We start from the raw sequence: 15,863 nt of genomic DNA, 5'->3' as shown, positions 1-15,863 counted from the left end.
TGCCTAAGCAGGCGGCAAACCAGCGCTTTTATCTGCCGTTTTTATTTGCCAGATGAATCCTGATGCGTAAACTCATAACAATACGCTTTCAAAAGGATTTTTTATTTATGACAACCTTCTACACCGTGGTGAGTTGGCTGGTCATTTTAGGATACTGGCTGTTAATTGCCGGGGTGACGTTGCGCATTCTGATGAAACGCAGAGCGGTGCCTTCCGCCATGGCCTGGCTTCTGATTATCTACATTCTGCCGCTGGTGGGCATCATCGCCTATCTCTCTTTCGGTGAACTTCATCTGGGTAAACGCCGGGCCGAACGCGCCCGTGCCATGTGGCCCTCCACGGCAAAATGGCTTGCCGACCTTAAAGCCTGCAAGCATATCTTCGCCGAAGAGAACAGCAGCGTGGCCGCATCTTTGTTCAAGCTGTGCGAACGCCGCCAGGGCATTGCTGGGGTAAAAGGCAATCAGCTGCAACTGATGACCTCTTCCGATGACGTGATGCAGGCGCTGATCCGTGATATCCAGCTCGCCCGGCATAATATCGAGATGGTGTTTTATATCTGGCAGCCGGGCGGCATGGCGGACCAGGTCGCCGAATCGCTGATGGCCGCTGCACGTCGCGGTATCCACTGCCGCCTGATGCTGGACTCCGCCGGCAGCGTGGCCTTTTTCCGTAGCCCGTGGGCAGGCATGATGCGCAACGCCGGTATCGAGGTGGTCGAGGCGCTGAAAGTGAATCTTATGCGCGTCTTTCTGCGCCGCATGGATCTTCGTCAGCACCGGAAAATGGTCCTGATCGATAACTATATCGCCTACACCGGCAGCATGAACATGGTCGACCCCCGCTTCTTTAAACAGGATTCCGGCGTGGGGCAATGGATCGATTTGATGGCTCGCATGGAAGGCCCGGTGGCAACCTCTATGGGCATCGTCTATTCGTGCGACTGGGAAATTGAAACCGGTAAACGCATTCTTCCCCCGCCGCCGGATGGCAATATCATGCCGTTTGAGGAAGCCAGCGGGCACACTATCCACACTATCGCCTCCGGTCCTGGCTTCCCGGAAGATCTGATCCATCAGGCACTGCTTACCGCCGCGTACTCAGCGCGGGAATATCTGATCATGACCACGCCCTATTTCGTCCCCAGCGACGACCTTCTGCACGCCATCTGTACAGCGGCACAGCGCGGAGTGGATGTGAGCATTATTATGCCGCGCAAGAACGATTCGCTGCTGGTCGGGTGGGCAAGTCGCGCGTTCTTTAGTGAGCTGCTGGCCGCGGGCGTTAAAATCTATCAGTTCGAAGGCGGTCTGTTACACACCAAGAGCGTGCTGGTAGACGGAGAGCTGAGCCTGGTGGGTACCGTCAACCTCGATATGCGCAGTCTGTGGCTGAATTTTGAAATAACGCTGGTCATTGATGACGCCGGTTTCGGCGGCGATCTGGCGGCGGTTCAGGATGATTATATCTCCCGCTCACGCCTGCTGGACGCCAGACTGTGGGCGAAACGTCCGCTGTGGCAGCGAATTACCGAACGACTGTTTTACTTCTTTAGTCCGTTGCTGTAAAACGTGCCCAACGATGTTTAACAGGTAGTCATCATGGAAATGGATCTGAACAATCGCCTGACCGAAGACGAAACGCTCGAACAGGCCTACGATATTTTTCTCGAGCTGGCGGTCGATAATCTCGACCCTGCTGACGTCATTCTTTTCAACCTGCAATTTGAAGAGCGTGGCGGTGCTGAGCTGTTCGATCCGTCTGAAGACTGGGCCGAACACGTCGATTTTGATCTCAACCCGGACTTCTTCGCTGAGGTGGTAATTGGCCTGGCAGATGAAGACGGCGGAGAAATTAACGACATCTTTGCCCGCGTCCTGCTGTGCCGCGAGAAAGACCATAAGCTGTGCCATATTCTCTGGCGCGAATAATAAAAAAGGCTGCCCGCGCAGCCTTTTTTATTTAATCCGGCAAAGCATTTCCACAGCGGTGACAAAACCGCGCCCCGGGTTCATGATTTCCCTGCTGACAATTCGGACATTTGCGTTGCTGCTTGCTGTTCTGGAAGGCGCTGCTCATATGGGTGGTAATTAGCCCCGTCGGTATCGCTATTACCGAATAACCGATCAGGATAAGAATCGATGCCACAATACGTCCGAGCGGCGTATGCGGGGTAATGTCGCCATAGCCCACGGTGGTCACCGTGACGATAGCCCAGTAAACCGACGCATTAAGCGTGGTAAACCCGTATTTTGGCCCTTCGATTAAATACATCAGGGAGCCAAAAACGATCATCACGATAGCAATAAACGAATAGAAGAGAATAAGCTGGTGGCGGGCGCTGACAATGGCGACCCAAAAAACCCTCAGCGACGGCATAAAGCGCAGCAGCTTCAGAATTCGTAACACACGAATCGCCCGCATTGCGCGCCAGGCAAACACATAATTCAGGCTGATCTCAGGCCACAGCCACATGACATACAGCGGCAGGATAGTGGCTAAATCAATAAATCCCCAGAAGCTGAAAACGTATTTCGCCGGATTTGGCCAGCTAATGACCCTCAGCACATACTCTGCGGTAAACACCAGCGTGACGATCAATTCCAGCCAGACAAAAACGTGCCACTCCTCATACGTCATGTGGTACTGCGTTCCGGCACCGGATTCGATAAAGATAATAATGACGCTAATCAGCGCAAATAAGCCACACAGACCCTCGAAACGGCGACCGGAAACCGTTTCTGGATCAAATAAAAGGTGATAAAGCCGCTGACGGGCCGACGTGAATAATCGCGACACATTAACCTCTAAAAAATAAGGGCTGACATCATGTCAGCCCTTGCGATTATAACGGGTCTACTTTCAGGCAGGAAACCGCATGTCGGAAACTGCCCTCCAGAACCGGCCGTGTTTTTGCACATTCCGGCCCGGCTATTGGGCATCGCGTACGGAATACGCAGCCTGAAGGCGGGTTGATTGGCGAAGGCAGTTCACCTTCCAGAAGCTGAATGGTTTTATTTTTTTCCAGATCGGGATCCGGAACGGGAACCGCAGACATCAGCGCTTTGGTATAAGGGTGCAGCGGATTATGGTACACCTCATCATACGTGCCCAGTTCCACGGCGTGGCCCAGATACATGACCAGCACACGGTCTGAAATGTGTTTTACCACCGCCAGATCGTGGGCGATGAAGATCAGCGACAGCCCCATTTCCCGTTGCAGTTTCTGTAGCAGGTTAACCACCTGGGCCTGGATGGAAACGTCCAGCGCCGAAACCGGCTCATCACAGATAATCAGTTTCGGTTCAAGGATCAACGCGCGTGCGATACCGATACGCTGGCACTGACCGCCGGAAAACTCGTGAGGGTAGCGGTTGATGAGGTTAGGCAACAGACCCACCTTCAGCATCATCGCTTTCACCCGATCGCGAACTTCCTGGCGCGGCATCTTCGGATGATAGGTGCGCAGCGGCTCGGCAATGATTTCGCCAATGGTCATACGCGGGTTCAGGGACGCCAGAGGATCCTGGAAAATCATCTGGATATCACTGCGCACATTGCGCCATTCATCCGGCTTCATCCCCAGCAGATCTTTGCCAAGCCAGGCCACTTTCCCGTCGGTGGCTTTCACCAGGCCGATGATCGCACGCGCAAATGTCGACTTGCCGCAGCCGGATTCGCCCACCACGCCCAGGGTCTCCCCTTCGTACAGGCGTAGCGTGACGCCATCCACCGCTTTCAGGGTTTTGGCAGGCTGCCAGAACCACTGTTTACCGTCTTTGATATCGAAATGGACCTTCAGGTCAGCGATTTCGAGCAGCACATTTCTTTTTTCGTCGATTGCGTTCATACCAGCTCCTCCAGCGGCTTAAAGCAGGCGCGTAGACGGCCTGGGGCAAACGCTTCCAGCGGCGGTGCGCTGTTACAGATTTCCATCGCATGCGGACAGCGTGGCTGGAACGGGCAGCCTTTTGGCAAACGCAGCAGGTTTGGCGGGTTGCCCGGGATAGTCAGCAGCGACTCCCCTTCCGCATCGAGGCGCGGTACGGCATTCAGCAGCCCGATAGAGTACGGGTGGGCTGGCTGGTAGAACACATCGCGGGCATTACCGTATTCCATCGTGCGGCCTGCATACATGACTAACACTTTGTCGCAGATCCCGGCAACGACGCCTAAATCGTGGGTGATCATGATGATGGCGGTGTTGAACTCACGCTTCAGCTCGTTCAGCAACGTCATGATCTGCGCCTGGACGGTCACGTCAAGGGCGGTGGTTGGTTCATCAGCGATCAGCAGTTTTGGCCGGCAAAGCAATGCCATCGCGATCATGACTCGCTGACGCATACCGCCGGAGAACTCGTGCGGATACATGCGCATGCGCTTGCGTGCTTCAGGCATTTTCACCGCATCCAGCATTTTGACGGACTCTTCAAACGCTTCGGCTTTGCCCAGCCCCTTGTGGAGCATCAGCACTTCCATCAGCTGTTCACCCACCCGCATATAGGGGTTCAGGGAGGTCATCGGATCCTGGAAAATCATTGAAATCTGCTCGGCGCGCAGCTTGTTCAGCTCATGTTCCGGCAAATTCAGGATCTCTTTCCCGTTAAACGTCGCCGAACCCCCTATCACGCCGTTTGATGCCAGCAGGCCCATCAGCGCGAATGCGGTCTGGGATTTACCGGAACCGGATTCGCCCACAATGCCCAGCGTTTCACCGGCACGCAGGTCGAAGTTGAGATCGTTAACGGCAGTCACATCACCGTCGGGGGTTTTAAACGTCACGCGGAGGTCTTTAACGTCCAGCAGTGCGCTGGTCCGCTGTTGCGCCTGTGGCGCGGTTGCCGTTTCAATAATGGTCATGACGGCGCTCCTTAACGGTCTTTCGGGTCGAGGGCATCACGCAGGCCATCGCCGATAAAGTTGAAACAGAACAGGGTGACGACCAGGAAGCCCGCCGGATACAGCAGTAACCACGGTGACACTTCCATGGAGTTTGCGCCGTCACTTAACAGAGCGCCCCAGCTACTCAACGGCTCTTGCGTACCTAATCCCAGAAAGCTCAGGAAAGATTCAAACAAGATCATACTTGGCACCAGCAGGGAGGCGTATACCACCACCACGCCCAGCACGTTAGGAACGATATGACGCACCACAATATTGGCGGTAGAAACGCCACCAACCTGTGCGGCTTCGATAAACTCCTTACGTTTAAGGCTCAGCGTCTGGCCGCGCACAATACGCGCCATATCCAGCCAGGACACCATCCCGATCGCCACGAAGATCAGCAGGATATTTTGACCAAAGAAGGTCACCAGCAGAATGACGAAGAACATGAACGGGAAGGAGTTCAGGATTTCAAGCATACGCATCATCACGGAGTCCACTTTCCCGCCGAGGTAACCGGAAAGCGAACCGTAAAGCGTGCCGACAATTACCGCCACCAGCGCCGCTGCGATGCCAACCATCAGGGAGATACGGCCGCCAATCGCCACACGCACCAGCAAATCACGCCCGGAGGAGTCGGTACCGAAATAGTGCCCGGATTCCATATCCGGCGCGCTGGACATCATGCCCCAGTCCGTATCGAAATAGGTGAACTGAGAGAGCATTGGCGCAAGGGTTACGAAAAGCGCGATAAGCACCAGCACGACCAGGCTGGCAACGGCGGCACGGTTATGCATAAAACGACGGCGGGCGTCCTGCCAAAGGCTACGACCTTCGACCTCCAGCTTTTCACTGAAGTTTTCCAGCGCCTCGCTGTTTTTCTTACTCAACATCATGGCGTGCTCCAGTTAGTAACGGATTTTCGGATCGATAACGGCATACAGCACATCGACAACGGCATTAAAGAGTATGGTCAGCGCGCCCACGAGGATCGTCAGGCTCAGCACCAGCGAATAGTCACGGTTAAGCGCCCCGTTAACAAACAACTGCCCGATGCCTGGCAGGCCATAAATGGTTTCAATCACCATTGAACCCGTAATAATGCCGACGAAAGCAGGACCCATATAGGAGAGCACCGGTAACAGTGCAGGCTTGAGAGCGTGACGGAAAATAATCCGGCGCATCGGCAACCCTTTCGCTCGGGCGGTACGGATAAAGTTCGAATGCAGGACTTCAATCATTGAACCACGCGTAATACGGGCGATACTGGCAATGTAGGCCAGAGATAATGCCACCATCGGCAATATCATGAACTTCAGCGCCCCGCCATTCCAGCCGCCCCCGGGCAGCCATTTAAGGGTTATCGCGAATATCATGACCAGCAACGGCGCGACAACGAAGCTGGGGATAACCACCCCGGTCATTGCGACCCCCATTACGGCGTAATCCCATCGGGTATTTTGTTTTAGTGCGGCGATAACGCCCGCAGTGACACCGAGAACAACGGCCAGGATAAATGCAGCAGCCCCTAATTTAGCCGATACCGGGAAGCTGGACGCCACCAGCTCGTTAACGGAATAGTCTTTATATTTGAATGACGGACCAAAATCACCGTGTGCAAGTTGCTTCAGATAGTTGAAGTACTGCGTGGTGATAGGATCGTTTAAATGGTATTTCGCTTCGATGTTGGCCATAACTTCTGGCGGAAGCGTGCGTTCACCGGTAAAAGGACTGCCCGGCGCAAGACGCATCATAAAGAAGGAAATTGTAATTAGAATAAATAACGTTGGAATCGCTTCAAGACAGCGACGCAGGATAAATTTCAACATTGCCCGTACCTTCTGGCGTGTGCCTGATGAATGTTACAAAATAGACACAGTGGGGCAAGCTCGCTCGCCCCACGTATTGCCATTAATGCTTGATAATATAAAGATTCTTAACGGAAATATTATCCAACGGGTCTTTACCGGTATAACCCCCTACCCATGGTTTCACCAGGCGGGCGTTAACGTAGTAGTAAACCGGAACGATCGCAGAGTCTTTATCGAGCTGTTGTTCTGATTTCGCGTACAGATCGGCGCGCTGGGCGTCATCTGCCACTTTCAGGGTATCGCCAATCAGCTTATCAAACGCCGGGCTCTTATAGTGTGCGGTATTGTTCGAACTGTCGCTGAGCATGGTGTTCAGGAATGAGGTCGGTTCGTTATAGTCTGCACACCATCCTGCACGTGCCACGTCAAAGGTTCCCTGATGGCGCGTATCGAGGAAGGTTTTCCATTCCTGATTTTCCAGCTTCACGTTCACGCCGAGATTTTTCTTCCAGATTGACGCGACGGCAATAGCCAGTTTTTTATGCAGATCGGAGGTGTTGTACAGCAGACTAAACGTCAGCGGCTTGTCGGCGGTATAGCCCGCTTCAGCCAGCAGCTTTTTCGCTTCTTCGTTACGTTTTTCCTGGGACCATTTGAACCATTCAGGTTCAACAAGCTTCATACCGTCGGTGTAAGGCGGGGTGTAGCTGTAAGCCGGCAGGTCGCCCTGATTCTTCACTTTATTCACGATAATGTCGCGATCCAGAGCCAGCTTCAGTGCGGTACGAACACGTACGTCGGTGAACGGTGCTTTCTGGTTGTTAATTTCATAATAGTAGGTGCACAGATACGGATCGACGTGAACTTCTTTCGGGATCTCTTTTTTCAGCTTCTGGAACAGTTCAATCGGCATGTTGTTATAGGTCATGTCGATTTCGCCGCTGCGGTAGCGGTTTACGTCCGTTACCTCAGAAGAGATTGGCAGGTAGGTGACCTGATTGATAACCGTCTTGGCATTATCCCAATACTGCGGGTTGCGCTCCAGCACCATACGCTCGTTAACGACCCAGTCCTTCAGCTTATATGCACCGTTGGTCACGATTTTCGCAGGCTGCGTCCATTTTTCACCAAATTTTTCTACCGCGGATTTTGGTACCGGAGAAACGGACGGGTGAACCAGCAACTTATAGAAGTACGGAACAGGTTCGCTCAACGTCACTTCAAAAGTCTTGGCATCGATGGCTTTTACGCCCAGGTCGGTTACTGGCTTTTTACCCGTGATGATGTCATCAATATTGGCGATATGGCCATACTGGAGGTAACTCGCGTACGGGGAGGCGGTATTCGGATCCGCCAGACGCTGCCAGCTATAGACGAAATCTTCGGCGGTAACCGGCGTACCGTCAGACCATTTGGCATCTTTACGCAGATGGAAGGTCCAGACTTTAAAATCTTTGTTGTCCCATTTTTCCGCCACGCCCGGAGCCGGGTGGCCGTCTACGTCAGTCACCAGCAGACCTTCAAACAGATCGCGGTTAACGTTAGACTCTGGAACACCTTCAATTTTGTGCGGATCAAGAGACTGCACTTCCGCACCGTTATTACGTACCAGCGTTTGCTTCTCAGCCAGCTGAACACCAGCAGGAACGTCCGCAGCCATTGCAGCGTTGCCCGCGATTAGCGCAGTTAAAATCCCCGCCGCTACCAGACTTTTTTTTGTGATGATGGACATTGTGTTGATACTCCACTCATTATTATGACTGGCCTTCGCCAGTAGTGTAATCCCCTGTTGGGGCCTGTACAGCGCAGGAGTTTTTTTTGCTGCTGTCAGGTTCTTTTTTTACTTCTTGCTATCATCGACTTCATTATTACTGACCGCTCGTACGGCGATCTTGCGTCGATTCTTTACACCTCTCCCCTGTCAGTGAGGTGTGCTGGAAAGCTTAAGTGAGGTCTATATGAAAATAGTTCTCATCAACTTGTTTAATGCCGCAAAATATAAGGCCGGAAAGTACCAAATGGTGCCAACTCTCGCCAATACATTTTGCAAATTTGTTAAGCATTTCTCTTTTACGGAGTCAGGCGTAGCTATGCCGCCGACCACCTTTCACGCCAAAAACAAGTAAAACCCTTACAATACATTCAGTTGTAGAGTTCTCTCGTGACTGGTGCGATGACATGACAAATTCGAACGATTTTTCACGAAAATTTAACATCTGGTTATTATTTAGCACATTCGTCTGGGTCAGCGTCGAAATTACTAATATCATTTCGGTTATCTGTCAGCAAGCCCCAGAGTATCATGTGAGTAAAATAACAGAGCGTTTGAAGGATTTATGGGCAGAGAAGCAAACTGAAAATAAACAACCTCTTGAAAATCAACAAAAGAGGGTTATTAGTAGAACTTATTATGGCTGGTGCGTATTTCAACTTTATTTATATGATTTGCTGATATTCACGTAAAAAAACGGAGCCGCTGGCTCCGCTCTTTCAAACGAAAGTCAGTGTACTAATCCGGGGAATATACTTTTTATACCGGTAACGATAAATTCGATGCCTAACGCCATTAACAACAGACCCATGATACGGGTAATCACGTTGATGCCCGTTTGTCCCAGCAAGCGAACCAGCCATGGCGCCATACGAAATACGCCCCAGCAGCAAAGTGCGAACAGGGCAATGGCGACAGAGAAGCCAATCAGGTGCATCAGGCTGTGATAGCGTGTTCCCCATACAATGGTAGAGCTGATTGCCCCCGGGCCCGCCATCAGCGGCAGTGCCAGTGGCACCACGCCGATGCTCTCGCGGATAGCTGTCTCTGATTTTTCCTGCTTATTCTGTTTATCCTCCCCCAGCTTGCCGCTGATCATCGACATGGCAATCGTCACCACCAGGATCCCGCCTGCTATTCGGAATGAATCAATCGAGATGCCGAAGACCTGAAGAATGGCGTCCCCCAGATAAAGAGACGTAAGCAAGATAATCGCCACCGACAGGTTTGCCGTCAGGTTGGTTTTATTTCGCGCGGCGGCTGTCTGATAGCTGGTCATACTGATGAAGACAGGGATAATCCCTACCGGGTTGACCAGGGCAAACAAGCCAATAAAAAACTTGAAATATGTAGGGAAATCAAAGAGCGTTTGAATCACATTAAGCTCCGCAATTGAGCATGGTCAGGGAGAGACAGCGTGTAATGATAAATCCGCGCTGAAGATACGCTTTTTAGCCGCACACTTCACCAGAAATCTGTTCTAAAACGTTATCAATTCATGATGTTAAACATTTGTATAATCAATGATAGCGCCACTTCCAATAGTTACTTAATTATTTAACACTGGAATAATTAGCACAAAATAACCCTGCTGAAAGGTATCAGCTTAGGACAAAATTGATCTTGATCATAATTTTCGTACTCAGAAGTGAGTAATCTTGGTTACGCCGCCAGGGAGATCACCTATCAAAAAGGTATGATGCTAAGGTAAGGCTCTTTTAGTAAATTAGTGAGCGGAAGCAGTGAGTAATCCTTTGTTTTACTGTGTGTTACGCAAGTGGGATCGGCTCTGACTATACTGTCAGACGTATCGAGCGCTGGTTTACTAAAAGAGTTTAAACATTATCAGGAGAGCATTATGGCTGTTACCAATATCGCTGAACTGAACGCCCTCGTCGAGCGCGTGAAAAAAGCCCAGCGTGAATATGCCAATTTCACCCAAGAACAGGTTGATAAAATCTTCCGCGCGGCCGCTCTGGCTGCTGCAGATGCTCGAATCCCTCTCGCTAAAATGGCCGTTACCGAATCCGGTATGGGTATCGTTGAAGATAAAGTGATCAAAAACCACTTTGCTTCAGAGTATATCTACAACGCCTATAAAGATGAGAAAACCTGCGGTGTGCTGTCAGAAGACGACACTTTTGGCACCATCACTATCGCTGAACCCATCGGCATTATTTGCGGTATCGTTCCAACCACTAACCCAACCTCTACCGCCATCTTCAAATCTCTTATCAGTCTGAAAACACGTAACGCAATCATTTTCTCCCCGCATCCACGTGCGAAAGACGCCACCAACAAAGCAGCGGATATCGTGCTTCAGGCTGCCATTGCTGCGGGTGCGCCAAAAGATCTGATCGGTTGGATCGACCAGCCTTCTGTTGAACTGTCCAACGCCCTGATGCATCACCCGGACATTAACTTAATCCTGGCGACCGGCGGCCCTGGTATGGTTAAAGCAGCATACAGCTCCGGTAAACCAGCCATCGGCGTAGGCGCAGGTAATACCCCTGTTGTGATCGACGAAACGGCAGATATCAAGCGTGCAGTTGCCTCTGTGCTGATGTCAAAAACCTTCGATAACGGCGTTATCTGTGCATCTGAACAGTCTGTTGTCGTGGTTGATTCGGTATACGACGCCGTTCGTGAACGTTTCGCCAGCCACGGCGGCTACCTGTTGCAAGGTAAAGAACTGAAAGCCGTTCAGGACGTGATTCTGAAAAATGGTGCACTGAACGCAGCTATCGTAGGTCAGCCAGCGTATAAAATCGCTGAACTCGCCGGCTTTAGCGTCCCTGCTACCACCAAGATTCTGATTGGTGAAGTGAAAGTCGTTGATGAAAGTGAGCCGTTTGCTCACGAAAAACTGTCCCCGACACTGGCAATGTACCGTGCGAAAGATTTCGATGACGCGGTAGAAAAAGCAGAGAAGCTGGTGGCGATGGGCGGTATCGGCCACACCTCTTGCCTGTACACCGACCAGGATAACCAGCCAGAGCGTGTTGCTTACTTCGGTCAGAAGATGAAGACGGCACGTATCCTGATCAACACCCCTGCTTCTCAGGGTGGTATCGGTGACCTGTATAACTTCAAACTCGCACCTTCCCTGACTCTGGGTTGTGGTTCCTGGGGTGGTAACTCCATCTCTGAAAACGTTGGTCCAAAACACCTGATCAACAAGAAAACCGTTGCTAAGCGAGCTGAAAACATGTTGTGGCACAAACTTCCGAAATCTATCTACTTCCGCCGCGGCTCTCTGCCAATCGCGCTGGACGAAGTGATTACTGATGGCCACAAACGTGCGCTCATCGTGACTGACCGTTTCCTGTTCAACAATGGCTATGCAGACCAGATCACCTCTGTTCTGAAAGCGTCTGGCGTCGAAACTGAAGTCTTCTTTGAAGTTGAAGCTGACCCAACCCTGAGCGTTGTACGTAAAGGCGCTGAACTGGCTAACTCCTTCAAACCTGATGTGATCATCGCACTGGGTGGCGGTTCCCCAATGGACGCCGCGAAAATTATGTGGGTCATGTACGAGCATCCGGAAACCCACTTCGAAGAACTGGCGCTGCGCTTTATGGATATCCGTAAACGTATCTACAAGTTCCCGAAAATGGGCGTGAAAGCGAAAATGATCGCCGTCACCACCACTTCCGGTACCGGTTCAGAAGTGACGCCATTTGCTGTTGTGACTGATGACGCAACGGGTCAGAAATATCCGCTGGCTGACTACGCACTGACGCCAGATATGGCTATCGTTGACGCCAACCTGGTCATGGAAATGCCGAAATCACTGTGTGCGTTCGGTGGTCTGGATGCGGTAACTCACGCCCTGGAAGCTTACGTTTCCGTACTGGCTTCTGAGTTCTCTGACGGTCAGGCTTTACAGGCACTGAAACTGCTGAAAGAAAACCTGCCAGCTTCTTACAACGAAGGTGCGAAAAACCCTGTAGCTCGTGAACGTGTACACAGTGCGGCAACCATCGCGGGCATTGCATTTGCTAACGCCTTCCTGGGTGTCTGTCACTCCATGGCGCACAAGCTGGGTTCACAGTTCCACATTCCTCACGGTCTGGCGAACGCCCTGTTGATCAGCAACGTTATCCGCTATAACGCCAACGACAACCCAACCAAGCAGACTGCATTCAGCCAGTACGACCGTCCGCAAGCTCGTCGTCGCTACGCTGAAATCGCAGACCACCTGGGTCTAAGCGCACCGGGCGACCGTACTGCAGCGAAGATCGAGAAACTGCTGGCATGGCTGGAAAGCCTGAAGGCTGAACTGGGTATTCCTAAATCTATCCGCGAAGCAGGCGTTCAGGAAGCTGACTTCCTCGCTCACGTAGATAAGCTGTCTGAAGATGCATTCGATGACCAGTGTACTGGTGCCAACCCGCGCTACCCACTGATTTCCGAACTGAAACAGATCCTGCTGGATACCTATTACGGTCGTAACTTCACTGAAAGCGATGTCGCTGCCGTAAAAGTAGACATCCCCGCAGTTGTAAAAGCTGACAAGAAAGCGAAGAAAAATGCTTGATTGACAGTGTGAAAAAAACCCGCCGCTGGCGGGTTTTTTTATATCTGAGGATCCGTAAGACATTTTTTTTATTTGCGATTGTCGCCCTGTAACGCCGTCAGCGAGCCTACAGCCAGCGCCTCTTTATAATGCTTGCGGCAGACCGAGACATAACGTTCATTGCCCCCTATCACCACCTGCTCGCCATCAGCATAAGGCTTACCCGACTGGTCCAGGCGAAGAACCATACTTGCCTTGCGGCCACAAAAGCAGATAGTTTTCAGCTCAACCAGCTTATCCGACCAGGCGAGCAGATACTGGCTACCGGCAAATAACTCACCGCGAAAGTCAGTGCGTAATCCATAGCAAAGAACGGGAATATCCAGCTCATCAACGACCTCTGAAAGCGCATGGACCTGCTCGCGGGTCAGGAACTGGCTTTCATCTACCAGCACGCAATGGACAGGCTTAGAGGCATGCTGGGCACGAATGTCCTCAAGCAGGTCCGTTTCAGGGTTAAACAGCCTTGCAGGCGACGAGAGCCCTATTCTTGAGCTTACCTTCCCTGCCCCAAAGCGATCGTCGATTTCGGCGGTATAAACAACGGTACGCATCCCCCGCTCCTGATAATTGTATGAGGATTGCAGTAACGCCGTCGATTTCCCTGCATTCATTGCCGAATAGTAGAAATAAAGTTGTGCCATTGGCCGAAGAACCCTAATCAATGTGTAATATTCCCGATGGATCATTGTACCATATTTTGTATTGTCATCAGCGGCGGGCTGCGTGCTCCAGGCTGTTCTGCACCAATAAACTCTTCGTTGATAGCGCAAAATAATGCGTTAAAACAGACAGTAAAGGCTTTTAGCACGGACAATAAGGCGAGCTCGACACCGGAGATAACACTTCTTTTTATAGTGGCTTCTGCAATCTTTAAAATTCACTATTTATTAACTATTCTTCTGTTCGCTGCGCTTAGCCGGAGTAATACGAAAGGCTGATATTTATCAACCGCAACTATAATTCCTGAGGTAAAAGTCACAAAACAAACATGCAAATGACGCGCTTTTGCCGTTTGAAACGATATCTCATCGCCCCAGCAAACAATGAAATTTAAGTTAGCGTAATTAATAATAGCGTCATTAATTTTGCATTTTTTGAATTCCTTACATTCCAACCTATTGCACAAGTGAAATTAACGCTCTATTATTAGGACAACAAACCCACCCCCATTATAAGTTTGAGATTACTACAATGAGCGAAGCACTTAAAATTCTGAACAACATCCGTACTCTTCGTGCGCAGGCAAGAGAATGTACCCTTGAAACGCTTGAAGAGATGCTCGAAAAATTAGAAGTTGTCGTTAACGAACGTCGTGAAGAAGAAAGCGCAGCAGCGGCTGAAATCGAAGAACGTACACGTAAACTGCAACAGTATCGCGAAATGCTGATTGCCGATGGTATCGATCCAAACGAATTGCTGAACAGCATGGCTGCGGCTAAAACCGGTACCAAAGCAAAACGCGCAGCACGTCCTGCTAAATATAGCTACATCGACGAGAACGGCGAAGAGAAAACCTGGACCGGCCAGGGTCGTACTCCTGCTGTAATCAAGAAAGCTATGGACGAACAAGGTAAACAACTGGATGACTTCCTGATCAAGGATTAATCTGGAAAGATTCTGAAAAATCCCGCTTAATGCGGGATTTTTTATGCCCATAATATTCCCCAAACATCTCCTTACATTCTGTCATATTGCCTGGCTCACTATTTAACGTCCTTGACAATCTCCAGCCAATTACGGATCGACAGGCATAAAAAAACCGGTGGGCATCGCCACACCGGTCTTGTTCACTGGTCCGTGAGTTTATTACTTAATACCCACGCTACCTTTGAGCCAGGCTTTAAATTCTTCACCCAGGCTGTTATGGCGAATGCCATATTCGACGAATGCCTGCATATAACCGAGCTTATTACCGCAGTCATGGCTCTTACCTTTCATATGGTAGGCTTCCACGGTCTCTTTCTCGATCAGCATATCGATAGCATCCGTCAGCTGGATTTCATCGCCCGCACCCGGAGGCGTTTTGGCCAGCAGCGCCCAGATTTCAGCACTCAGTACGTAACGGCCAACGACAGCAAGGTTAGACGGCGCGACGTCCGCTTTAGGTTTTTCAACAACGCCAACCATCGGTACGCTTTCACCAGGTTGCAGGGCAACACCTTTGCAGTCAACCACACCGTAAGCAGTCACATCGTCGACTGGCTCAACCATAATCTGGCTGCTGCCGGTTTCGTCGAAGCGTTTAATCATTTCCGCCAGGTTTTCCTGGGAAAGATCGGACTCATACTCATCAAGGATCACGTCTGGCAGAATAACCGCGACCGGCTCATCACCCACTACCGGATGTGCACACAATACTGCGTGTCCCAGGCCCTTCGCCAGGCCCTGACGAACCTGCATAATGGTAACGTGTGGAGGGCAAATAGACTGCACTTCCTCCAGCAGCTGGCGCTTTACGCGTTTTTCCAGCATTGCTTCAAGTTCGAAACTGGTATCGAAATGGTTTTCGATAGAGTTTTTAGATGAATGCGTCACCAGTACAATTTCGGTGATACCTGCCGCAATACACTCATTCACGACATACTGGATTAATGGCTTATCAACCAGAGGCAGCATCTCTTTTGGGATTGCCTTCGTCGCTGGCAACATCCTGGTACCCAATCCCGCCACCGGGATAACGGCCTTTCTGACTTTCGAATTTAGGGCAGCCATTGAAATTCTCCTGAACTGTTCAAGTTTTGAACTTTTATGCATTGAATAACGCGTTGAGTATACAGTCTCAGCCACTAATACGGGTCTGAAAAGAACGCGTTGC

The 15,863-nt window shown here is 50.9% G+C and carries 12 protein-coding genes and 1 pseudogene; 4 read left to right on the top strand and 9 right to left on the bottom strand.

From position 1 onward, the window contains the following. Window positions 1-107 precede the first annotated feature (107 nt). Together cls and SK51_RS14280 are read left to right on the top strand one after the other, a co-directional pair. Window positions 108-1,568 (top strand): cardiolipin synthase, encoded by a 1,461-nt coding sequence (cls, locus tag SK51_RS14285; protein ID WP_048206777.1) that lies wholly within the window; start codon window positions 108-110, stop codon window positions 1,566-1,568. Between the two features lie 33 nt (window positions 1,569-1,601). Beyond that, the gene (locus SK51_RS14280) at window positions 1,602-1,931 is read left to right on the top strand and encodes an HI1450 family dsDNA-mimic protein (protein ID WP_006810881.1); all 330 of its coding nucleotides are present in this window, start codon (window positions 1,602-1,604) and stop codon (window positions 1,929-1,931) included. Between the two features lie 31 nt (window positions 1,932-1,962). On the opposite strand, the pseudogene SK51_RS14275 reads toward SK51_RS14280, so the two are convergent. From SK51_RS14275 to SK51_RS14240, 7 genes and pseudogenes are all read right to left on the bottom strand, one after another. Then, a pseudogene (locus SK51_RS14275) lies at window positions 1,963-2,831 on the bottom strand (ion transporter). Between the two features lie 14 nt (window positions 2,832-2,845). Continuing rightward, window positions 2,846-3,850 (bottom strand): murein tripeptide/oligopeptide ABC transporter ATP-binding protein OppF, encoded by a 1,005-nt coding sequence (gene oppF / locus SK51_RS14270; RefSeq protein ID WP_022648351.1) that lies wholly within the window; start codon window positions 3,848-3,850, stop codon window positions 2,846-2,848. After that, the gene (locus SK51_RS14265; RefSeq protein WP_017384234.1) at window positions 3,847-4,860 is read right to left on the bottom strand and encodes an ABC transporter ATP-binding protein; all 1,014 of its coding nucleotides are present in this window, start codon (window positions 4,858-4,860) and stop codon (window positions 3,847-3,849) included. Before SK51_RS14265 ends, oppF begins: the two co-directional genes overlap by 4 nt. 11 nt (window positions 4,861-4,871) lie before the next feature. Beyond that, on the bottom strand, window positions 4,872-5,780 hold the full coding sequence (oppC, locus tag SK51_RS14260; protein ID WP_015570372.1) for an oligopeptide ABC transporter permease OppC: 909 nt from the start codon (window positions 5,778-5,780) through the stop codon (window positions 4,872-4,874). A gap of 12 nt (window positions 5,781-5,792) precedes the next feature. After that, on the bottom strand, window positions 5,793-6,713 hold the full coding sequence (gene oppB / locus SK51_RS14255; RefSeq protein WP_023306418.1) for an oligopeptide ABC transporter permease OppB: 921 nt from the start codon (window positions 6,711-6,713) through the stop codon (window positions 5,793-5,795). A gap of 82 nt (window positions 6,714-6,795) precedes the next feature. Next, window positions 6,796-8,427, bottom strand: a complete 1,632-nt coding sequence (gene oppA / locus SK51_RS14250; protein WP_032676201.1) for an oligopeptide ABC transporter substrate-binding protein OppA — start codon at window positions 8,425-8,427, stop codon at window positions 6,796-6,798. Window positions 8,428-9,196: 769 nt separating this feature from the next. Continuing rightward, complete coding sequence (locus SK51_RS14240; RefSeq protein ID WP_017384236.1) at window positions 9,197-9,844, bottom strand: YchE family NAAT transporter; 648 nt, start codon at window positions 9,842-9,844, stop codon at window positions 9,197-9,199. Window positions 9,845-10,324: 480 nt separating this feature from the next. Here SK51_RS14240 and adhE point away from each other — a divergent pair, with 480 nt between their 5' ends. Then, window positions 10,325-13,006 carry a bifunctional acetaldehyde-CoA/alcohol dehydrogenase gene (gene adhE / locus SK51_RS14235; protein WP_023300278.1) on the top strand — a complete coding sequence of 894 codons (2,682 nt, stop codon included), beginning with the start codon at window positions 10,325-10,327 and terminating at the stop codon, window positions 13,004-13,006. Window positions 13,007-13,074: 68 nt separating this feature from the next. On the opposite strand, the gene tdk is transcribed toward adhE, so the two are convergent. After that, complete coding sequence (gene tdk, locus SK51_RS14230; RefSeq protein ID WP_032622434.1) at window positions 13,075-13,689, bottom strand: thymidine kinase; 615 nt, start codon at window positions 13,687-13,689, stop codon at window positions 13,075-13,077. A 550-nt stretch (window positions 13,690-14,239) separates the two neighbouring features. On the opposite strand from tdk, the gene hns reads away from it, so the two are divergent. Further along, window positions 14,240-14,653, top strand: coding sequence for a histone-like nucleoid-structuring protein H-NS (gene hns, locus SK51_RS14225; protein ID WP_003856724.1), 414 nt, complete (start codon window positions 14,240-14,242; stop codon window positions 14,651-14,653). Window positions 14,654-14,854: 201 nt separating this feature from the next. Here the strand turns inward: hns and galU are convergent, their stop codons facing one another. Then, window positions 14,855-15,760: a UTP--glucose-1-phosphate uridylyltransferase GalU gene (gene galU, locus SK51_RS14220; RefSeq protein ID WP_022648355.1), complete on the bottom strand. Its 906-nt coding sequence runs from the start codon at window positions 15,758-15,760 to the stop codon at window positions 14,855-14,857. Window positions 15,761-15,863 lie beyond the last annotated feature (103 nt).

The sequence above is a fragment of the Enterobacter sp. MGH85 genome (assembly GCF_001037655.1).
Taxonomy (GTDB): Bacteria; Pseudomonadota; Gammaproteobacteria; order Enterobacterales; family Enterobacteriaceae; genus Enterobacter; species Enterobacter intestinihominis.
This window is presented reverse-complemented; position numbering and strand designations above follow the sequence as displayed.